The sequence below is a fragment of the Leisingera sp. ANG49 genome (genome assembly GCF_059694505.1).
In genome coordinates this window covers 583,520-603,223 of the sequence record NZ_JCATZN010000004.1, presented here as the reverse complement: position 1 = coordinate 603,223, position 19,704 = coordinate 583,520, and the positions used below count along the sequence as shown (strand labels likewise).

23 protein-coding genes are annotated in these 19,704 nt (G+C 65.6%); 12 read left to right on the top strand and 11 right to left on the bottom strand.

What is annotated here, in order from left to right; all coding sequences use genetic code 11:
* The first annotated feature begins 142 nt into the window (after window positions 1-142).
* The 4 genes from AC58NV_RS16795 to AC58NV_RS16780 are packed head-to-tail and all read left to right on the top strand — an operon-like array spanning window position 143 to window position 4,001.
* A complete protein-coding gene (locus tag AC58NV_RS16795; protein WP_497228137.1) occupies window positions 143-760 on the top strand; it encodes a paraquat-inducible protein A in 618 nt (205 codons plus the stop codon).
* Window positions 727-1,371 carry a paraquat-inducible protein A gene (locus tag AC58NV_RS16790; protein WP_497228136.1) on the top strand — a complete coding sequence of 215 codons (645 nt, stop codon included), beginning with the start codon at window positions 727-729 and terminating at the stop codon, window positions 1,369-1,371. The genes AC58NV_RS16795 and AC58NV_RS16790 overlap by 34 nt, the downstream gene beginning before the upstream one ends.
* Window positions 1,358-3,442: an MlaD family protein gene (locus AC58NV_RS16785; RefSeq protein WP_497228135.1), complete on the top strand. Its 2,085-nt coding sequence runs from the start codon at window positions 1,358-1,360 to the stop codon at window positions 3,440-3,442. Before AC58NV_RS16790 ends, AC58NV_RS16785 begins: the two co-directional genes overlap by 14 nt.
* A gap of 1 nt (window position 3,443) precedes the next feature.
* The gene (locus AC58NV_RS16780) at window positions 3,444-4,001 is read left to right on the top strand and encodes a PqiC family protein (protein WP_497228134.1); all 558 of its coding nucleotides are present in this window, start codon (window positions 3,444-3,446) and stop codon (window positions 3,999-4,001) included.
* A 134-nt stretch (window positions 4,002-4,135) separates the two neighbouring features.
* Here the strand turns inward: AC58NV_RS16780 and AC58NV_RS16775 are convergent, their stop codons facing one another.
* The gene (locus tag AC58NV_RS16775) at window positions 4,136-4,447 is read right to left on the bottom strand and encodes an ETC complex I subunit (RefSeq protein ID WP_497228133.1); all 312 of its coding nucleotides are present in this window, start codon (window positions 4,445-4,447) and stop codon (window positions 4,136-4,138) included.
* Window positions 4,448-4,528: 81 nt separating this feature from the next.
* Window positions 4,529-5,215 carry a glutathione S-transferase family protein gene (locus AC58NV_RS16770; protein WP_497228132.1) on the bottom strand — a complete coding sequence of 229 codons (687 nt, stop codon included), beginning with the start codon at window positions 5,213-5,215 and terminating at the stop codon, window positions 4,529-4,531.
* Between the two features lie 85 nt (window positions 5,216-5,300).
* On the opposite strand from AC58NV_RS16770, the gene AC58NV_RS16765 reads away from it, so the two are divergent.
* Window positions 5,301-5,750, top strand: a complete 450-nt coding sequence (locus AC58NV_RS16765; protein ID WP_497228131.1) for a MarR family winged helix-turn-helix transcriptional regulator — start codon at window positions 5,301-5,303, stop codon at window positions 5,748-5,750.
* A gap of 87 nt (window positions 5,751-5,837) precedes the next feature.
* A complete protein-coding gene (uvrB, locus tag AC58NV_RS16760) occupies window positions 5,838-8,036 on the top strand; it encodes an excinuclease ABC subunit UvrB (protein ID WP_497228130.1) in 2,199 nt (732 codons plus the stop codon).
* A gap of 64 nt (window positions 8,037-8,100) precedes the next feature.
* Here the strand turns inward: uvrB and AC58NV_RS16755 are convergent, their stop codons facing one another.
* Window positions 8,101-8,625, bottom strand: coding sequence for an REP-associated tyrosine transposase (locus tag AC58NV_RS16755; protein WP_497228159.1), 525 nt, complete (start codon window positions 8,623-8,625; stop codon window positions 8,101-8,103).
* A gap of 252 nt (window positions 8,626-8,877) precedes the next feature.
* A complete protein-coding gene (locus AC58NV_RS16750) occupies window positions 8,878-9,180 on the bottom strand; it encodes a hypothetical protein (RefSeq protein ID WP_497228129.1) in 303 nt (100 codons plus the stop codon).
* 304 nt (window positions 9,181-9,484) lie between these two features.
* Between AC58NV_RS16750 and AC58NV_RS16745 the strand changes: the two genes are divergently transcribed.
* The gene (locus AC58NV_RS16745) at window positions 9,485-9,952 is read left to right on the top strand and encodes an aminoacyl-tRNA deacylase (protein WP_366662548.1); all 468 of its coding nucleotides are present in this window, start codon (window positions 9,485-9,487) and stop codon (window positions 9,950-9,952) included.
* A 48-nt stretch (window positions 9,953-10,000) separates the two neighbouring features.
* Here the strand turns inward: AC58NV_RS16745 and AC58NV_RS16740 are convergent, their stop codons facing one another.
* Window positions 10,001-10,261 (bottom strand): TFIIB-type zinc ribbon-containing protein, encoded by a 261-nt coding sequence (locus AC58NV_RS16740; RefSeq protein ID WP_366662547.1) that lies wholly within the window; start codon window positions 10,259-10,261, stop codon window positions 10,001-10,003.
* A 153-nt stretch (window positions 10,262-10,414) separates the two neighbouring features.
* On the opposite strand from AC58NV_RS16740, the gene AC58NV_RS16735 reads away from it, so the two are divergent.
* The gene (locus tag AC58NV_RS16735) at window positions 10,415-11,023 is read left to right on the top strand and encodes a hypothetical protein (RefSeq protein WP_497228128.1); all 609 of its coding nucleotides are present in this window, start codon (window positions 10,415-10,417) and stop codon (window positions 11,021-11,023) included.
* Window positions 11,024-11,038: 15 nt separating this feature from the next.
* Here the strand turns inward: AC58NV_RS16735 and AC58NV_RS16730 are convergent, their stop codons facing one another.
* The gene (locus AC58NV_RS16730) at window positions 11,039-11,446 is read right to left on the bottom strand and encodes a universal stress protein (RefSeq protein WP_366662545.1); all 408 of its coding nucleotides are present in this window, start codon (window positions 11,444-11,446) and stop codon (window positions 11,039-11,041) included.
* Between the two features lie 299 nt (window positions 11,447-11,745).
* Between AC58NV_RS16730 and AC58NV_RS16725 the strand changes: the two genes are divergently transcribed.
* On the top strand, window positions 11,746-11,868 hold the full coding sequence (locus AC58NV_RS16725; RefSeq protein ID WP_497228127.1) for a hypothetical protein: 123 nt from the start codon (window positions 11,746-11,748) through the stop codon (window positions 11,866-11,868).
* Window positions 11,869-11,893: 25 nt separating this feature from the next.
* Here the strand turns inward: AC58NV_RS16725 and AC58NV_RS16720 are convergent, their stop codons facing one another.
* Complete coding sequence (locus AC58NV_RS16720; RefSeq protein ID WP_497228126.1) at window positions 11,894-12,217, bottom strand: antibiotic biosynthesis monooxygenase family protein; 324 nt, start codon at window positions 12,215-12,217, stop codon at window positions 11,894-11,896.
* A gap of 153 nt (window positions 12,218-12,370) precedes the next feature.
* Here AC58NV_RS16720 and AC58NV_RS16715 point away from each other — a divergent pair, with 153 nt between their 5' ends.
* Complete coding sequence (locus AC58NV_RS16715; protein WP_497228125.1) at window positions 12,371-13,030, top strand: hypothetical protein; 660 nt, start codon at window positions 12,371-12,373, stop codon at window positions 13,028-13,030.
* Between the two features lie 27 nt (window positions 13,031-13,057).
* Window positions 13,058-13,543, top strand: a complete 486-nt coding sequence (locus tag AC58NV_RS16710; protein ID WP_497228124.1) for a HugZ family pyridoxamine 5'-phosphate oxidase — start codon at window positions 13,058-13,060, stop codon at window positions 13,541-13,543.
* A gap of 2 nt (window positions 13,544-13,545) precedes the next feature.
* On the opposite strand, the gene AC58NV_RS16705 is transcribed toward AC58NV_RS16710, so the two are convergent.
* The 4 genes from AC58NV_RS16705 to AC58NV_RS16690 all read right to left on the bottom strand — a co-directional run bounded on the left by AC58NV_RS16705 (window position 13,546) and on the right by AC58NV_RS16690 (window position 19,146).
* Complete coding sequence (locus AC58NV_RS16705) at window positions 13,546-15,831, bottom strand: right-handed parallel beta-helix repeat-containing protein (protein WP_497228123.1); 2,286 nt, start codon at window positions 15,829-15,831, stop codon at window positions 13,546-13,548.
* A 97-nt stretch (window positions 15,832-15,928) separates the two neighbouring features.
* Window positions 15,929-16,330, bottom strand: a complete 402-nt coding sequence (locus AC58NV_RS16700) for a DUF4864 domain-containing protein (protein ID WP_497228122.1) — start codon at window positions 16,328-16,330, stop codon at window positions 15,929-15,931.
* A 151-nt stretch (window positions 16,331-16,481) separates the two neighbouring features.
* Complete coding sequence (locus AC58NV_RS16695) at window positions 16,482-18,125, bottom strand: lysine--tRNA ligase (RefSeq protein ID WP_497228121.1); 1,644 nt, start codon at window positions 18,123-18,125, stop codon at window positions 16,482-16,484.
* A 136-nt stretch (window positions 18,126-18,261) separates the two neighbouring features.
* A complete protein-coding gene (locus tag AC58NV_RS16690; RefSeq protein ID WP_497228120.1) occupies window positions 18,262-19,146 on the bottom strand; it encodes a LysR family transcriptional regulator in 885 nt (294 codons plus the stop codon).
* A gap of 96 nt (window positions 19,147-19,242) precedes the next feature.
* Here AC58NV_RS16690 and AC58NV_RS16685 point away from each other — a divergent pair, with 96 nt between their 5' ends.
* Window positions 19,243-19,701 carry a cupin domain-containing protein gene (locus AC58NV_RS16685; RefSeq protein WP_497228119.1) on the top strand — a complete coding sequence of 153 codons (459 nt, stop codon included), beginning with the start codon at window positions 19,243-19,245 and terminating at the stop codon, window positions 19,699-19,701.
* The last annotated feature ends 3 nt before the right edge of the window (window positions 19,702-19,704 follow it).

Below are 19,704 nucleotides of genomic sequence, written 5' to 3'. Positions count from 1 at the left end.
CAAAGCCGGGGCGCTTGCCATGCTGTCCTTTAAAAAAAACCGATTGAATTCCGGCCCTGCACGGCCTCAAGTGAGCAGCGATAGCACCAGCTGCTGCCGCAGGCGCGCAGCGGCTGGCCTGCGGCAACGGGAGACGAGTGCAATGGACTCTGGACAGCTGCTTGCCTGCCCCACCTGCGATGTGCTGCACCGCGACCAGGACGTGCCGGCGCATTCGGTCGCCCGCTGCGCCCGCTGCGGCACGGTGCTGGCGGCACCCAAGTCCGGCGCCATGACCCGGATCGCGATGCTGTCGCTGACCGCGCTGATCCTGCTGGCCGCCGCGGCCGTCTTTCCGTTTCTTGAGCTGAAGGCCCAGGGGCTGTCGCATCAGGCGTCGGTTCTGGATGCGGTGCTGGCCTTTTCGCAAGGGCCGATGGCGCCGCTGTCGCTGGCCACCGGCCTGCTGATCGTGCTGCTGCCCGCCGCGCGCTACGGCGCGCTGGTCTACACCTTGGCCCCGATGGCCCTGGGCTGGCGTCCGGCGCCGCGGGCCGCCACCGCCTACCGCTGGGCAGAGCGGCTGAAACCCTGGGCGATGGCCGAGATATTCATCATCGGCGTGGCTGTGGCCCTGGTCAAAGTCTCCGGCCTGGCCAAGGTCGGGCTGGGCCCGGCCTTCTGGGCCTTTGCCGCCCTTCTGGTGGTGACCATTCTGACCGACAACGCGATTTGCAGGCTGACCGTATGGAAAACCCTGAGAACCCGCAGCGCTTCCTGACCGCCGCCGCAGCCGGGCTGGCCGGCTGCCGCGCCTGCGGCACCGCCAATCCAGGCGGCACCCGGATCTGCGCCTGCTGCGGCAGCCCGCTGCAAGCCGCCGCCCCGGACAGCCTGCAGCGGGTCTGGGCCTGGCTGGCGGCCGGGATGATCGCCTATGTGCCCGCCAACCTTTACCCGATGCTGCGCACCACCACCTTCGGCCGCACCTCCGAGAACACCCTGATCGGCGGCATTGCCGAACTGTTCAGCCACGGTTCCTATGGCGTCGCGCTGATCGTGTTCCTGGCCTCCATCGTGATCCCGGTCGCCAAGTTCCTCGCCATCGGCTACCTGGCGGTTTCGGTCCGCAGGCCCGCAGCCCTTGGTAGCCACGGCCGGCTGATGCTTTATGAAGTGGTTGAATTCATCGGGCGCTGGTCGATGATTGATGTCTTTGTGGTGGCAATCCTGACCGCCCTGGTGCAGCTGGATTTCGCCGCCGCCGTCGCCCCCGGCCTGGCGGCGGTCAGTTTTGCAATGTCGGTTGCCTTCACCATGCTGGCAGCCCAGAGTTTAGATCCGCGGCTGATCTGGACCGCAGATAGCGAGAATTTGGATGAGCACCCCTGACCCTGCCCGCATGAACATCTCCAGCCAGCGCCCCTCGACCTGGCGCAACCTGTCGCTGGTCTGGCTGGTGCCGCTGGCGGCGCTGCTGGTGTCGCTGGGGGTGGCGTGGAAAGCCTATTCCGACCGCGGCGTGCTGATCAGCATCAGCTTCGAAAACGCCTCCGGCATTGCCGCCAATGAAACCACCGTGCGCTACCGCGACGTGGTGATCGGCCGGGTCGAGAAGGTCGGCTTTTCCAGCGACCTCAGCAAGGTCTCCGTCCAGGCCCGCGTCGACAAGGACATCGCCCCCTATCTGGATTCTGACGCCGCCTTCTGGGTGGTCCGCCCGGAAGTGTCGGCGCGCGGCATCTCCGGCCTCAGCACCGTTCTGTCCGGCGTCTACATCGAGGGCAGCTGGGACCAGGACCCCGGCCTCCCGCAGACCGCCTTCGAGGGCGCCGACCGGGCGCCGCTGGCGCAGCCGGGCCGCGGCGGGCGCCGCATCACCCTGCGCACCGATGACGGCCGGATGATCTCCGAAGGCGCGCCGGTGCTGTTCCGCGGCATCGAGGTCGGCCGCCTGGAACAGCCGCGCCTGACCGTCAGCGGCGACAGCATCGTCGTCGACGCCTTCATCGAGGCCCCGCACGACCGCCGCATCAACTCCGCCACCCGGTTCTGGGACAGCTCCGGCTTCTCGGTCTCGATCGGGCCCAGCGGCCTGTCGCTGGACGTGGACAGCATCGCCTCGCTGGTGGCCGGCGGCATCGAATTCGGCTCCGTGTTCGACGGCGGCCAGCCGGTCGGGCCGGGCACCGTCTTCGACATCCACGCCGACGAGGCCGCCGCCCGCCGCACCGCCTTTGCCCGCACCCTGTCCGGCGGGGTTGCCGTCTCGGTCGCCTTTGACGAGTCGGTGGCGGGCCTGGCCAGCGGCGCCGCGGTCCAGCTGCGCGGCGTCAAGGTGGGCGAGGTCAGCAGCCTCAACGCCGCCATCCAAAGCGGCAGCGACGAGGCCGAGGTGCGGCTGATCGCCAAACTGCTGCTTGAGCCTGCGCTGATGGGCCTGCCGCCGGGCTCCGGCGAGGCCGAGGCCCTTGATTTCCTGGAGCAGGCGGTCGAGGGCGGCCTGCGCGCCCGGCTGGCCTCCGCCAGCCTGTTCAGCTCCGAGCTGATCGTCGAGCTGGTGACGCTGGAAGACGCGGCCCCCGCGCAGTTTGCCCGCAACGCCGAACCGTTCCCGCAGCTGCCCAGCGCGCCCTCGGACCTGCCGGATTTCACCGCCACCGCCGAAGGCATGCTGGAACGCATCAACGCGCTGCCGGTCGAAGAGCTGATGGCGCAGGTCATCGCGACGCTGGAAAGCATCGAAAACCTGGCCTCCGCCGACAGCACCGTTCAGACCCCGGCAGCAGCGGTTGCCCTGCTGGAAGACGCCCGCGCCCTGGTGACCGACCCCGGCACCCGCGCGCTGCCCGGCGAATTGCACGCGGCCGTCACCGACCTGCGGGCCATGCTGACGGAGCTGCAGCAAAGCAAAGCGGCAGCCAAGCTGGCCGCGGCGCTGGACCAGGGCAGCCAGGCCGCCGCCAGCCTAGCCGCCGCATCCGAGGACCTGCCCGCGCTGGTCGCCGATTTCCGCGCCCTGGCGGCCAAGGCCAATTCGCTGGAAGCCGAAGAGCTGATCCGCTCCGCCAGCCAGCTGATGAACAGCGCCGATGCGCTGATCGGCACCGAGGGCGCCCGCGAGCTGCCCCCGGCGCTGACCGGCGCGCTGGAAGAAATGCGCGCCACGCTGGAGGAGATGCGCCAGGGCGGGCTGGTCGAAAACGCCAATGCCACCATGGCCTCGGCCCGCGGCGCCGCCGATGCCGTGGCCGCCGCCGCCGAGGGCCTGCCGGCGCTGTCTGCCCGGCTGGAACGGCTGGTGGCACAATCCGAGGCGCTGATCGCCTCCTACGGCGCCCGCTCCAGCTTCAACTCCGAAACCCTGGACGCGCTGCGCGAGATCAGGACCGCCGCCCGCGCGGTCTCCCAGCTGGCCCGCAAGATCGAACGCGACCCGAATTCCCTGCTGTTTGGAAGATAAAATGATTCAAGCCCTGAAATTGCTGCTCCCCCTTGCCCTGCTGACGGCCTGCGCCGGGGGCAACGATCCCCGCTATCTGATTTCTTCTGCCCCTGGCGAGACGGGGACCAGCCTGCGTTCCCGCTCGATCGAGGTGCGGCTGGTCTCGCTGCCTTCCTACGCGGCCGCCGCCGACATCGTTGCCGAGGGCGAAGGCGGCGCGCTGTTTGCGCTTGGCGGCGCGCAATGGGCGGATGACCCGGCCCGCGGCATGACCGCCGCCCTGGCCCGCGGCCTCAGCGAACGCACCGGCGCCGCCGCGGCGATGGAGCCCTGGCCGCTGAACACCGGCCCGAACGCGCGGCTGGATGTGCGGGTGGATCAGGCCTATGCCCGCGCCGACGGGCTGTTTGAGCTCTCCGGCCAGTTCGCGGTCTCCTCGCCCGAGGGCACGGTGCGGGAGTTTGTGCAGCGCTTCGATATCACCACGCCGGTTGCAGGCGAAGGCGCCGGCGCTGCCGCCGATGCGCTGGCCCGGGCGCTGGCAGAGCTTACCCGGCAGGTGTCGCTGGCCATGTAGCTCAGCCGCCGCGGCAGGCCAGGCCGCCCGGCGCGCAATGCCGCAGCCGCAGGAAACATGAAGGCGCCCATCGGGCGCCTTCATGTTTCCCCGCCGGGCCGGCAAGACAGCAGCCCGGGCGATAGCGGCAAAAGTCAGTGGGTCCAGGGGCTGCGGCGGTTGGTGGCGAAGTTGTCGCCATAGCCGCCGGGGCGGATGTTGGCCTTGCGCTCCTTCGGCTCGACGACCACCGCGTCGATGCCGTGGTCCTCGGCATATTCCACCGCCGCTTCCTTGCTCTCGAACCGCAGCTTGACCTGCGCCTGGGTGTCGGAGGAGGAGGTCCAGCCCATCAGCGGGTCCACTTCCCGGGCCGAGGCAGGCGCAAACTCCAGCACCCATTTCCGCGTCTTGGCCATGCCAGAGGTCATGGCGTTGCGTGCCGGCCGGTAAATCCGCGCTTGCATGGGCTGTCTCTCCTTGAGTCTCAATCCAGCGCTTTTATGCGCCGGATGCGGTTCTGCGGCAAGGTGGCATTTTGAGCAGGGTTATCCGGGTTTTGCAGCACCGCCACAGGCCGCCTGCGCCAGCCTCCCCAGATGCGATGGCCGCGCCGCCAGAAACGCCATCAGCCGCGCCGGATACCCCTCCGGCGGCGCCTGCCGCACCGACGGGCGGGCCGCAACCGCCGCCCGCCACGCGGCCATTGGCCCAGCGCCCGGCATCAGGGCAAAATCCCCGATCGCATCGAAGGTATCGAAGTAGCGGAAGATGGTGCCCCAGACCCCGTCCACCATGTGAAAGTTGTCTCCGGCAAAGAACCGCCCCGCCACCTCCGGCGCGATCCGCTCCAGCCGCCCGCGCAGGGCTGCAGCCGCCGCGGCAAACGCCGCCTCATCCGGTGCATTATACAGTTTGCCCATGGCCGCCAGCGTGCCGGAGCCGTATTCGATCCAGGCCCGGTGCCGCGCCCGCTCCAGCGGATCGGCGGGATGCAGGCTGCCGGGCGTGGTCTCATCCAGGTATTCCGCAATCACCTGGCTTTCGAACAGCACCCGCCCGCCGGTCTCCAGCACCGGCACCCGGCCCGTCGGCGACAGCACCCGGAACCAGTCTGGCTTGTCCGCAAGATCGATATAGGTGCGGCGGTGCGGAATGGATTTCTCGCTCAGCACAATCACCGCCCGCTGCACATAGGGGCACAGGTGGTGGCTGATCAGATGCAGGTCGCTCATGGGATCCTCATTTAGATGCAGTTGCATCCACATCAGATAAGAGCCCCGCCTTGCATGTCAATGCACCTGCATCTAAATATCCCGCATGCAGACACCCGACCCTTTCGACATCTGGCTGCCGCTCGCCCGCGCCCACAAATCCATCCTCGCCTCGGTGGAGGCCGCGCTGAAGCAGGCGGGCCTGCCCGGGCTCGACTGGTACGACCTGCTGTGGGAGCTGGAATGCGCCGGCGATACGGGCCTGCGCCCCTTTGAGCTGCAGGAGAAGCTGCTGCTGCCGCAATACGGCGTCTCACGGCTGGCGGACCGGCTGGCCAAGGCCGGATACCTCATCCGGCAGGAGTGCAGCGGCGATGGCCGCGGCCAGGTCCTGCTGCTCACCCCCGCAGGCGCCGAGACCCGCGCGCAGATGTGGGCGGTTTACTCGGACGCCATGCAGCAGGCCGTCACCCCGCATTTCAGCCCGGGCGAGGCGCGGCGGCTGGCGGAGCTGCTGGGAAAGCTGCTGCGCCCCGCGCCTGCTGACAAAATCTGACACCATATCCCGGATTGGCCGCCACCCCCCCTTGCACCGGAACAAAAACAGACCAAAATCGGCCCCAGCCGCCAACGGAGTCGCCTGATGCCCTACGCCCATTCCGACAAAACCATGCCGATGATGACCCAGCGCGCGCCGCAGCAGCGGCCCAAGCTGGAGGGCGGCAAGCAGTTCGTCATGAACACCACCTTCGATCCCGCGGGCGACCAGCCCACCGCGATAAAGGAACTCTCCGAAGGCGTGATGGAGGGCGAGCGCAACCAGGTGCTGCTGGGCGCCACCGGCACCGGCAAGACCTTCACCATGGCCAAGGTGATCGAGGAGACCCAGCGCCCGGCGATCATCCTTGCCCCCAACAAAACGCTGGCGGCGCAATTGTACGGCGAATTCAAGGGCTTCTTCCCGGAGAACTCGGTCGAATACTTCGTCTCCTTCTACGACTACTACCAGCCGGAGGCCTATGTGCCGCGCTCCGACACGTATATCGAGAAGGAAAGCCAGATCAACGAGCAGATCGACCGGATGCGCCACTCGGCGACCCGCGCGCTGCTCGAACGCGACGACGTGATCATCATCGCGTCTGTGTCCTGCATCTACGGCATCGGCTCGGTCGAAACCTACTCGGCGATGACCCAGGACCTGAAGGCGGGCGAGATGTACGACCAGCGCCAGATCATGGCCGATCTGGTCGCCCAGCAGTACAAGCGCAACGACCAGGCCTTCCAGCGCGGCTCCTTCCGGGTCCGCGGCGACACCCTGGAAATCTTCCCCGCCCACCTGGAGGACCGCGCCTGGAAGCTTTCCTTCTTCGGCGAGGAGCTGGAGGCGATCACCGAATTCGACCCGCTCACCGGCGAAAAGACCGGCACCTTCGACCAGATCCGCGTCTATGCGAACTCCCACTACGTGACGCCCAAGCCGACCCTCAACCAGGCCGTGGTCTCCATCAAGGCGGAGCTGAAGCAGCGCCTCGACCAGCTGGTGGGCGACGGCAAGCTGCTGGAAGCGCAGCGGCTGGAGCAGCGCACCAACTTCGACCTCGAAATGCTGGAGGCGACCGGCCACTGCAACGGCATCGAGAACTACTCCCGCTACCTGACCGGCCGCGCCCCGGGCGAGCCGCCCCCGACCCTGTTCGAATTCATCCCCGACAACGCCATCGTCTTTGCCGACGAAAGCCACGTCTCCGTGCCGCAGATCGGCGGCATGTACCGCGGCGACCACCGGCGCAAGTTCACCCTGGCGGAACACGGCTTCCGCCTGCCCTCCTGCATGGACAACCGCCCCCTCAAGTTCGAGGAATGGGACGCCATGCGCCCGCAGTCGGTCTTCGTCTCCGCCACCCCCGCGGGCTGGGAGCTGGACCAGTCCGGCGGCGTCTTCACCGAACAGGTGATCCGCCCCACCGGCCTCCTGGACCCGGAGGTCGAAATCCGCCCCGTCGGCATGCAGGTGGACGACCTCCTCGACGAAATCCGCAAAGTCACCGCCAACGGCTTCCGCACCCTGGTCACCACCCTGACCAAACGCATGGCCGAGGACCTCACCGAATACCTGCACGAACAGGGCATCAAGGTCCGCTACATGCACTCCGACATCGACACGCTGGAGCGGATCGAGATCCTGCGCGACCTGCGCCTCGGCGCCTTCGACGTTCTGATCGGCATCAACCTCCTGCGCGAGGGGCTCGACATCCCCGAATGCGGCCTCGTCGCCATTCTGGATGCCGACAAGGAAGGCTTTCTGCGCTCCGAGACCTCGCTGATCCAGACCATCGGCCGCGCCGCCCGTAACGCCGACGGCCGCGTCATCATGTACGCCGACAAGATCACCGGCTCGATGGAGCGCGCCATCGGCGAAACCAACCGCCGCCGCGAAAAGCAGATCGCCTACAACCTCGAGCACGGCATCACGCCGGAGACGGTCAAGAAAAACGTCGAGGATGTTCTGGCCGGCCTCTACGAGGGCGATGTGGACATGAACCGCGTCACCGCCCAGATCGGCAAACCGATGCACGGCGCCAACCTGGAGGCGCATCTGAACGGCCTGCGCGACGAGATGCGCAAGGCGGCGGAGAACCTGGAGTTCGAAGAAGCCGCTCGCCTGCGCGACGAGATCAAACGGCTGGAGGCGGTCGACCTCGCCATCTCCGACGACCCCTTGGCGCGGCAATCGGCGGTGGAGGCGGCGTCGGAAGCGGCTGTCAAATCGCGGGGGCGGTCAACCGCGGGCAAGGCCGGGACGCGGGCCTACCGGGGGAAATCGCAGAAGAAGTTTTCGTAGGGTGGGCAATTTGCCCACCATCCCCCGGTTACAAAAAATGAAACGGTGGGCGGTATCACCCAGCCTACTCGCCAAACGCCCCGTCCGGGCTACCCTCTGCCCATTCCGCCCCGACCCGCCAGGCGCGGATATCGCGGTGGATCGACGAAAACGCCCAATCCGCAGGGCGCTCAACAAGCCCGTGCTTCACCGGATTGGCCCAGCAATAGGCAACATGCCTCCGGTAGTCCTCCTCATCCCGAATCAAATGCTCCCAGTACCGCCGCTGCCAGATCCCTTTCTCCCGCTTGGCCTGTTTGCTGGCTGACCGCCCGAACCTACCTTCAACAGCGTGTGAAAACCTGGATTTAATCAGCCGCCAACGCTCCGGGAAGCCGCTGTCGCCTGCCGGCAGCGTCCAGACCGCATGCAGGTGATCGGGCAGAACCACTATGGCATCGCAGCGGAATGGCGCCTGCTTCAACGTCTGTGCAAACGCCGTCCTCAAGGCTGCAATCTCCCCGACGAGCAGCGAGCTGTCCCGCTGCGCCAGATTGACGGTGAAAAAATAGCAGCCGCCCTCGCGTTTGAACCGGCGGTAATTTGGCATGGGCAATTTGATCCCAGGGCTGGTTAACACCTCGTTAACCAGCTCTCGGATGGTGGGCAAATTGCCCACCCTACGTTGCACCATGCCCCGGTAAAACCACCGCAAACCCATTAACCAACCATCAATAAACAAGGTTTCGCAGCGAAACCCCTTTTCGTTTACGCCTGCGCCGCACCACCGCTCTCCCACTCCGACACACAAAACCCCTCCGGAAACTCCGGAGGGGGACCACTCGTCACCACACAGTCTAAATCAGTTGTCGGCGGCGGTCTCGGTGCCAGCATCTTCCGGCGGGGTCACTTTAATGCCGGGCACGGTGATCTCGGCGTCCTTCATCTCCACGTCGACATCCGGCACCTTCACGGTGGCGGATTCCTCGGTCAGCTCGACCGACCCGACCTCGGCATCGAATTTGGGCAAGTTGCCGCCCTCGACGCTCACATCCACATCCGGCAGGCGGGCCTCTTCGGTCTGGTCGACGTCGATCATGTAGAAAGCGGCAGCAATGGCGATAACGGCGGCCACCCCGATGGCAACGGCAGATCCGGTCTTCATGGTAATTTCCCTCTCGACTACCTGGCACCACAGCGGTGCGTCGCAGGGATAACGGCCAAAGGGCGTCAAGGGTTCCCAAAAGATTTCCGCCGGTTCCGGCCCGGCCATGCCGCCCCCCCCTTGCCCGACTCACCCCATCGGGCGCAGACTGGAGGGCACCAGAAACCTGCGCGCGCCCCGGCTTGCCGCTTGCTGCGCCCAGATCTGATGCCGCCGCCAGATCAGTGAGCCAGGATGCTCCCGCGGCGCCCAGGACCTGAGCCACGCGCCGCCGGGCCCCGCGCCCCAGACAGGAGGACCTTCGATGATTGCCTCACGCCTGAAACATCATCTGGAGGCACAGGGCTTGCCCTTCGCCACCGTCCGTCACCCCTATACCGCCACAGCATCCGAATGCGCCGAAGCCGCGCATGTGCCGGGCGGCCACCTGGCCAAATCGGTGCTGATTCACATGGAGGAAGGCCCCTTCCTGGCGGTGATCCCGTCCGACCAGAAGGTCGATCTGCACAAGCTGCAGTCGATGGTCGACCGCCGTCTCGGGCTGGCGCCGGAGATTGAGCTGGACCAGGTCTTTGACGACTGCGACCCGGGCGCGGCGCCCTGCGTCGGGGCGGCCTATATGGTGCCCACGATCATCGACGACAGCCTCACCGGTCTCGACAAGGTCTGGTTCGAGGCCGGCGATCACAAGACGCTGGTCGAGATGAAGGGTTCCGATTTCGACACCCTGATGAAGGACGCCAAACACGGCTCCTTCTGCACCATGCACTGATGCCTGCGGCCAGCCGCCCCAATGCCGCCGGGGCGGCGCCACCGGCTGTCAGAAGTCGAACAGATCTTCCAGGAAATTCTTCTTTTTCTTCTTGTAGTATTTCTTCTCGTGGCGCGGCTCATGATCGCGGCCGCGGTCGTCATAGCGCTGCGGCTGCGGCGCCGGCTGCACCGGCTGTGCCGACCGTTCGATGATCTTGTCCAATTCCCCCCGGTCCAGCCACACCCCGCGGCAGCGCGGGCAATAGTCGATCTCGACGCCGGCGCGGTCGGACATGACAAGTTCGGTTCCATCAATCGGGCACTGCATTCGCTTCTCCTTGCACAACTTCTGCAGTTGACGTGGGAACCGCCCCCGCGCTCTGCAAGGCAAAGCCAGTGCAAAAACGCGCAATTTGCGGGTTTCCGCCCGTTTCCAGACAGCTGACCCATGGTAAGCTGCCTGCAAACCACGGAGGCTTACATGAGCAGCAAGACCATCCTCGCCGGGTTTCTGGCCCTGATCCTATCCTGTGCATCCGCCTATGCCGGCGACGGCGGCGGTGGCGGCGGCCGGGACGGGATGGACTCCGGCGGCGGCCAGCGCAGCGGACTCAGCTCCCGGGCCACCAAGGCGGTTGTGACCACCCTGACCCGCGGCTTCGACCGTTGCGGCGAGCTGCCTCAGGTCTACAGGTTCGACTGCTTCCGCCACACCTACAAGCTGGCAGCGCAGAAACTGGACGGCAACCAGGCCTATGCCGAGGCCTACAAGGCGCTGGTGCTGGTCGAAGAAACCCTGACGCGGTCCGTCAAGCAGAATCTGGACCCAGCCCAGCCCCCCAAGCGCAAGGGGCTGAACCTTTACCGTGCGGTGAAGCCGGCGGCGGTGCCGCAGATCAAGCGGCAGGCGGAATCGGCAATGAAACAGGCCGAGACCATCCTGCTGCGCTCGCCCGCAAACAAGCAGGTGCATTACGCCCGCATTGCCGAGGCGGTGAATTCCAACAAGGTGCTCTTGCGCTCCGCGCTGCTGCCCGGGGGCATGATCCGGCTGGCCTGGAGCCTGCTGAAAACGGCGGTTCCGGCCTAGGCCGCGGTCCGCCCCTCAGCGCACCACATGCACGGCGCAGGCTGCGTGGCGCACCACGTGGCCTGAGGTCGACCCCCAGATCAGATCCTGCATCGCCGGGCGGTGCGAGGCGAGGATGATCAGGTCGGGCTGGTTCTGCTCTGCCCAGTCCAGGATGGTGCGGCCGGAGTGGCCCTCCACCAGCACCCCTTCAGCATCGGGCAGGGTCTTGGCCAGCCCGTCCAGCTCCGCCTGCAGCGCATTGCGGGTGTCCTCCATGAAATCCGCCGGGATGTAGGAAATCGCATAGGCCGGCACCTGTTCGATCACATGCAGAAGTGTCACCTTGGCCCCCGGCGCCGACAGCAGCCGCGCCACCTTGAGCGGCCCGGTCACGTCGCGTTCCGGATCAAATGAGATCGGCACCAGAATATTGTGATACATCGCAATTCTCCCTTCGCTGGCAGTCTACACCATTTTTCCGCTCTGTTGCTTGATCCGGATCATCCGCGGCGTGCAATCCGGACCGCTGTGGCAACGCCTTGTCCGGAACGCCGCAGGCCCCATAGGGTTCCAGTCAAGGACCCGCCCGGCGGCACGCTGGCATCTTCTTTGAAAAGCAGCCAGAGGATTGCCGGTTCCCTCCTTGCAGTTTCGCTGGCGCTGGCCGGAGGGTCAGGGCGGTCAAGCCGGAAGGGCGGAGCCCGGCGGCAGAGGCCTTCCCGCGCGCCTGCGCCCAAGTGGTGATGATCCTGCTGCGCTCCCAGAAGCCGGTCAAGGCGCACTGCGCGCGCATCGCCGCGGCGGCGGACTCGGCCAAGGCCGTCATCCGCTCCGGGCTGATGACCCTGCACCGGTTCATTTGAGATTCTGCCCCCAGCCAGCCGGGCCTCAGGCCCCGAACACCTCGGCGACGTCATACATCACCGGCTCGAAGCTGCGGCACAGCTCGTTGATCTTGCGGTTGCGCTCGCGCATCTCCGGGCTGCGCAGCATCGCCATGAAATCCTCGCGGCGGCGCCATTGCGAATAATTGGCAATCCGGGTCTGGGCGTCGTTCACATGCAGACCGGCCGAGATGAAGCCCGGCTGTTTGGAAATGAACTCCGCATAGGCGTCCTCAAGCGCCTCCAGCAGGTCCTGGCATGTCCCCGGCGTCATCTCGAATGTGGTGATAACGGTCTGGATGTCCGCGGTTTTTGCAATTTTCGGCATTGGCTCCTCCGTTGACGTGACCCCAGCCTACGCCCGTTCACGCGATTAGCGCACGACATTTTTTACGGAACAGCCCGAAGTGGCGCGCAAGAGGGTTAACACAACCTTAACTATAAATCCGGACCCTTGATGCACCCGCGATGAGGCCAAGGGATGAAAACTGCCTATGCCGCCTGTCTTGCTGTGCTGCTGGCTCCGCCGGCGGATGGCGGCGCTTGGCTGGAGGTGCCGGGAAAAGGGTTTGCCGCGGCCAGCGCCACCTACCGCCAGACCCAGGGGCTGGCCACACATGAGCTGGGCTATTACGCCGCTTACGGGATTTCGCCGAAACTGACGCTGGGGGTGGACCTGAATCAGAACGCGGATATCTCCGGGCATGCGATGATCTTCGCACGGCTGCCGCTGCGCGCGGGGGACAGGTACAGGCTGGCGGTTGAGGCCGGCTTCGGAGGCAATCATTACCGCGGCCAGTGGGCCTTGATGCAAAGAACGACCCTGTCCTACGGGCGCGGGTTCGGCACCGCCACGGCCAGCGGCTGGCTGGCAATTGATGCGGCATACGAGCTGCGCAACAGCGGGCTGGACGCGATCTGGAAACTGGACGCCACTCTGGGGCTGAACCGGCCCGGCAAAGCCGCGCCGATGCTGCAGATCGAGACCGCAAAGCCGGACGGCGGGCGTTTTTCCTATACGCTGACGCCTGCGCTGCGCTATCCACTGCCTGCCGGGCGCGAGCTGATCCTGGGGCTGGAACACCGCAGCGCGGGCGAGGGCAGCCTTGGCCTGAAACTGGGGCTGTGGCAGAAATTCTGAACCCTTTCCACGGACAGAAAGCGCAACATGGCAGATGTGATCCGCCCCACTGATGATGAAGCCCGCGCACTGGCACGCGGCCTGATGGAGGAGGCGCGCTTTGCCGCGCTTGGGGTGCTGCTGGAGGGCGGCCAGCCGCTGGTGACGCGGGTGGCCTTTGGTCTGGATCCGCAGGGATGCCCGATCAGCCTGGTCTCGGACTTGGCGCAGCACACCCAGGCGCTGCGGCAGCATCCGGCCTGTTCCCTGATGGTGGGGGAGCCGGGCAGCAAGGGGGATGCACTGACCCACCCGCGCCTCAGCCTGCTGGCAGAGGCGGCGTTTGTGCCGCGCAGCGATCCGGCGCATGAGGCGCTGGCGGAGGCCTATCTGCGCCATCAGCCCAAGGCCAAACTGTACCTGCAGTTTGCCGATTTCAGCTTTGTCCGCTTTCGCGTCACGGCAGCGCATCTGAACGGCGGCTTCGGCAAAGCCTTCCGCCTTGCCGCCGCTGATCTGCTGCCCGGCGGCTGACATCAGCTGTCCATCCGCATCAGCACCTGCACCTCGCCCTTGACCGCCTCCTGCCAGCGCAGGCGGATTTCGTCCTGGTTCGTGCCCTGCAGCACATCGGCATAGGGCGTGATATAGCGGGTGCTGTTGCCGCTGGTCTGCAGCGGCCCCAGCGCCACCACGCTGTCGGCAAAGCGCGCGTAGCCCTGAAACGGCAGTTCGTCGCCGGACTCCACGGTCCAGGAGGAGGAGGCGGAGGACTGGCCGTGGCGCACCCGCAAGGGGTTGGCCGATTGGGCGGTGACGTTGTGGTACATGTTGCCGGTGACCACCACGTTCTTGGAGCGGCTGAAATCCAGGCCGGCAAAGCTGGTGTCGACCCGCTCTGCCCGGTCGATGCTGCCGTTGGTGGAGCGGAACTTGTTGCCGGTAACCGAGACGCCGTTCAGGTAGTGGCCGCTGCCGTAGGGTTTCACCACGATGTAGCTGAACCAGGGCGCGACATCGCCGGACAGGAACACATTGGCATTGATCGACAGCGCGCTGAAGGAAAAGCCGCCGGTGTAGTCCGGGGACGCGTCGCGTTCATTGGTCCATTCGATGAAGCAGTTGTCGACATAGTTGTCGGACACGGTGGAGGTGCAGTTGTTGGAGGTCAGCACCAGCCCCGCGGTGCGCACCCCGTTCGGGACGCTGTCGCCCTGGAAGAAATGGTTGCCGGTCACCGTGTTGTTGCTGCCGCCCAGGATCGCGAAATGGCGGAAGCGGGTGGCGCGGTTGCTGCGCAGCTTGGCGTCGTTGTTGTTGACGTTGAGCCCGATGCTGACCCGGTCCGGCACGTCCAGCGGGTCCTCGTCCGACAGGAACTGGCAGTTGTCGACCAGGATGCCCTGGCAGCCGGTGCCGATGGAGGTGATGCCGCGGTCCTTGGGTCGGGAGATGAAGCAGCTGTCGAAGGTATTGACCGATCCGGACGGCGACAGCCTTACAGCGCTGCAGCGGCCGTTGCACTGGAACTCGATATCCTGCAGCCCGAATTTGCTGAGCGAACTGAAGCCGCTGAAATCCACCAGGTACTTGAAGTCGCGGAAGGTGAAAGTCTGGGTGCCCTCGGCATCGTAAAGCGCGGCGCTGAGGGTGAGTTCGCCGGCGCCGGTGTTCTTGGATCTGACATAGACCTCGCGGCCCACACCCGCGCCCTCGACCAGCGATCCGACGGCGATGTTGGCGATATTGGCGACATTGGTCAGCTTCTTGGAATCCGACGCGCTGTAGGTCGCCTGCGAGGTCACGGCATCGGTGTCCCAGGCAGAACTGCTGGCGGCCTCCAGCTGGCCGTTGCGGATGATCCGGCGGGTCGCATAGGAGGATTTGTTCGGCACCGCCGCGGCCATGTCGATGGGCCCGCTGACGGTGATCTTGCGGCCCATCAGGTCGAGCGATTCATGGTCGGAGTTGTTGATCAGAGCCTGAAATGCCTTCTTGAAGCCCAGCTCCTCATCCCCGAAGGCGGCGGCATAGGCGGGGAAGTTGTAGTTCTTGGTCAACAGCAGCATGGCGCTGTCCGGCATCTCGACTGTGCCTTCGAACACCGCCTCGTGGTTCAGCGAGACAGTACTGGCCAGATAAAACTCCCCCGCGGGCACCAGGATGCGGCGCCCGTCCGCGGCGGCATCGGCAGCCTCAAACGCCGCCGTGCAGTCAAAGCTGCCGTTGCCCACCGCGCCGTAATCGGTGACATCCACCACGCTCAGCATGTCGCGCAGGAAGGCGCTGGTGATATCGGTGATCTCGATATCGTCGATCCGCACCACGCCGCCGTTGGCGCCGGTGAGGTCGAGGCCGAAATGACCGTAGGCCGCATCGCGGCCCCAGGGCATGTCCACGCCGCCGCGGCTGCCGCTGCCGACGATGCCGGTCACCTCGACCACCTCACCATAGGCGGTAAGCGCCACCTGCGTCGCAAATTCGGTGACCCCGCTGATGTGGCTGCCGCCCGCTGCTGCCGCCCAGCCGGCAATGCGGACCGAGGGCAGCGCGCCGCTGACGGCCTTGATGCGAATCCTGATCTGCAGATAGCAGCCCGGTTGCAGCGGCGTCTGGCCCATGAAGCGCAGCTTCTGGGTGTTCTCGGTCTTCTGCATCTCCAGGCAGCCGCCGAAATCCGCGTCCGCCGCCACAAAGACCGCATTGGCGGCGCCGTCATAGGTATCCGAGCCCGGGGTGCCGTCGCCGCTGGACCAGACATCGAGGCCGTCCGCAAAGGCGGGGGGCATCAGCTGCAGACCTTCGGTGATTGCCTTGTTCATGGAAGCTTCCTTTCCTGCTGCGCATCTCGCGTTCGGGGAAAAGGAAGTACAGGAGCGGCGTTAAATTCCGCCCAGCGGTGCGTACGCTGCCCTGGGTTCAGACGCTGTCAGCCTGCCCTTTCAGCAGGTGTACCGCGTTGATTTTCCAACCGCTTTCCAGATTAACCATTTGGTAATCCAACAGGTGCACGGCGCCTGTTTGGTCGGTGATCATCACCCGCTGCCACAGGCTGCCTGCGACCTCGCGCAGGTCCAGATAGCGCACCTCGGCCGAGCGCCAGACCATCGGGTAGCCCTGGCGCACCATCCCGGCAAACCGTTCAGGCGTGCCGAAGATGCGCCGGATATTCGGCGAGGCGTAGGAGAACGCGGTCTCGGTATCGTTGTTCAGGAAGGCCTCAAACTGAGAGCCGATCACGGATGTGACCGGCTCTTTCTGAGCTAATGCCGGGAAGGCCAGAAGTAAAACACTAACCCCCGCAAACAGAACACTGCGCATCTGTCCCTCCCGGTCCGTTCCCTTAAGTTAGACCAGAGTGACGCAGCGTCAAAACATTTTTTGCGATTTGGTAATTTTCTTGCGTGCCGAGAGGCTGAACAGAAAAGGGCGCGGAAACCCGCGCCCTGTCTCATTGTCCTTGAATGCAGGCTCAGGCCAGCTCGCCCGCCAGCGCTTTTTCGATCAGCGCGATGGTGTCCTCGACGCCGTAAAGCGCGATGAAGCCGCCGAAGCGCGGGCCCTGGGACGCGCCCAGCAGCACCTCATAGATCGCCGAGAACCAGGCGCGCAGCGGCTCGAACCCGTGGATCTTGCCGATGGCAAAGACCACCGATTGCAGGAATTCCTCATCCGCGAAGTTGGCCTCGGGCAGCGGGTCGGTATTGCCGGCGATCTCGTTCTTCTTGGCGATGGCGGCAAGTGCGGCGTCTGCCGATTTCAGCGCGTCTGCCAGATCGCTGAGCGCCGCGCGCTCCTGATCGGTGGGCAGGCGGAATTCCTTCGCGGGTTTCACGAAGTCATTGAAATAGGCAACCGCAAAGCCCGCCGCCTGGTCCATGCCCGGATGGGTGTCCGGCGTGGCGTTGGGGGCGTATTTGTTGATGAAGCCCCACATGGTCGCCTTGTCCTCGGCGCTGGAGGCAGAGGCCAGGTTCAGCAGCATCGAGAACGGCACCACCATGTCGGACTGCGGAACATCGCCGCCGTGGATGTGCCAGACCGGGTTGTTGAGCTGCGCCTTCAGATCCTGGCCATGGTAGGCGCGCAGCTGCTGGTGGTATTCATCCACCGCCTTGGGGATCACGTCGAAATGCATCCGCTTGGCGGTCTTGGGCTTCTGGTACATGAAGTACGCCAGCGACTCGGTCGAGGCATAGGTCAGCCATTCGTCGATCGACACGCCGTTGCCGGAGGATTTGGAGATCTTCTGGCCGTTTTCATCGAGGAACAGCTCATAGGTGAAATGCTCCGGTGCACGCTGGCCCAGCACCCGGCAGATGCCGTCATAGATCGGCGTGTTGGTGGAGTGGTCCTTGCCGTACATTTCGAAATCGACTTCCAGCGCGGCCCAGCGGGCGCCGAAATCGGGCTTCCACTGCAGCTTCACGTTGCCGCCGGTGACCGGCAGGGTCCATTCCTTGCCGTCCTCGTCGTCGAAGGTGACGGTATAGGTCTCGGCGCAGACTTTCTTCATCGGCACATAAAGCACGCGGCCGGTTTCCGGGTGGATCGGCAGGAAGATCGAATAGGTCTGGCGGCGCTCTTCGCGCAAGCTTTTCAGCATGATCGCCATGATGTCGTCGTACTTGTCGACGGCGCGCTTCAGGATCTCGTCGAACTGGCCGGACTGGTAGAATTCGGTGGCCGAGTAGAACTCGTAAGAGAACCCGAAGGTGTCCAGGAACCGGCGCAGCATGGCGTTGTTGTGGTGGCCGAAGCTCTCATGCGTGCCGAACGGGTCCGGCACCGAGGTCAGCGGCTTTTGCAGGTGTTCCGCCAGCGCCTCCTGGTTTGGGACGTTGCCGGGCACCTTGCGCATGCCGTCCAGATCGTCGGAGAAGCAGATCAGCCGGGTCGGGATGTCCGAAATGGTCTCGAACGCCTTCTTGATCATGGTGGTGCGGGCGACCTCGCCGAAGGTGCCGATGTGCGGCAGGCCCGACGGGCCATAGCCGGTTTCGAACAGCACATAGCCCTTCTCCGGCGCGCCCTTGGCATAACGTTTGAGAACCCGGCGGGCTTCTTCAAACGGCCAGGCTTTGCTCTTCAGAGCTTCTTCGCGCACATCAGACATTTGTGTTCTCCATCGGCGGCAGTTTGTCAGCGATCGGGGTGCCGCGTGATCATCCCGGATGCCCCATGCACCCGGCCCTTCCCTCTATTGTGCCTGTGCAGCATGAGTCAATGATCACCGGCCCGGGCGGCGTTTGCTAGGCCGCCTTTTCGGTGATCCACGCCAGAATGTCCCGCACGTCGCGCCCGGCCGCCAGGCCATCGCGGGCAGAGGCGAAGTAGCCGCGCGCGGAGCTGGCGCTTGGCCCCTGCAGCCGCACCAGCGCGCCGGTGCCCAGAAAGCTGTCGAGCACCCCGCCCCAGGCCAGGCACACCCCCTGCCCGGCCAGCGCAGCGTTGACCAGCATCGCATAGGAATTGAAATCCAGCGCGCGGGCGCCGGACGGCATTGCCAGGCCCGCCTCATGAAACCAGCTGGGCCAGTCATGCCACTGGCTGCGGGCGGCCTCCATCGTCAGCAGCGTCATGCGGGCAAAGTCATGGCGGTCCGCGGCCATTCCCAGGCGCGTCAGATACAACGGGCTGGCCACCGGGAAGACCTCGTCCCCCAACAGCCGCTGCTCCTGCCCGGCGCCTGTTTCCGGCAGCCCGAAGCGGATCAGCAGATCGCCGGGGCGGATCGCCTCTCCATACTCCTGGCTTAGGATACGGATGGTCACCCCGGGAAAGGCGTCCTCCAGCGCGCCCAGCCGCGGGATCAGCCAGAAGGCGACAAAGCCGGCCGGGGCCGAGACCGTCACCACCCGACCCTGCGCGCTCTGCCGCAGGCGGGCCACCGAGGCTTCGATCTGCCCGAAGCCGCTGTGCAAAGCCTGCAGAAGATCCTTGCCCTGCGGGGTCATGCGCACGGGCTTGCGGCTGCGGTCGAACAGGGCGCAGCCCAGGTCCGCCTCCAATGCCGCGATCCGGCGCGATACCGCGGGCTGCGAGACATTCAGCTCCTGCGCGGCGGCGGTCAGGGTGCCGTGGCGCGCCGCGGCATAAAAGGCGGTGAGCCCGGAAAAGCTGGGAAGGCGCTCCATCTATCATAACCTCAGCGTATATTACTGTGCAGCTTTACCCTATTGAGCGAAACCCGGGAAGGCCTCTAACTGGGCGGCAGGATGAGGAGACCCGCGATGACTGCAGAACTGACCACCCTGGCTGCCGATCTGGGCGATGCGGAACAGCTGCATCAGCCCTCCAACCTGCCGCATGCGCCGCTGGCGGTGGATGCCGCGCAGGTGCCGCTGGCGGGCGGCACCGATCCGGCCTATGGCGAGGTGCGCTGGCGCACGCTGATCAACGGCAGCGACGACGCCCCGCGCGATATGGTGCTGGGCATTGCCGAATTCGGCCCGGGCGGCCGCCTGCTGTCGCACCGCCATGACCCGGCAGAGTTCTATTTCGGGCTGGAGGGGTCCGGCGTGGTGACCATCGACGGCATCCCGCATGAGATTCGCCCCGGCGTGGCCATCTATGTGCCCGGCGGCGCCGAGCACGGCACCGTGGCGGGCCGGGACGGGCTGCGCTTCGCCTATGGCTTTGCCGAACCGAGCTTTGAGCAGATCCAGTACCGGTTTTCCGCACAAGCTTGAATC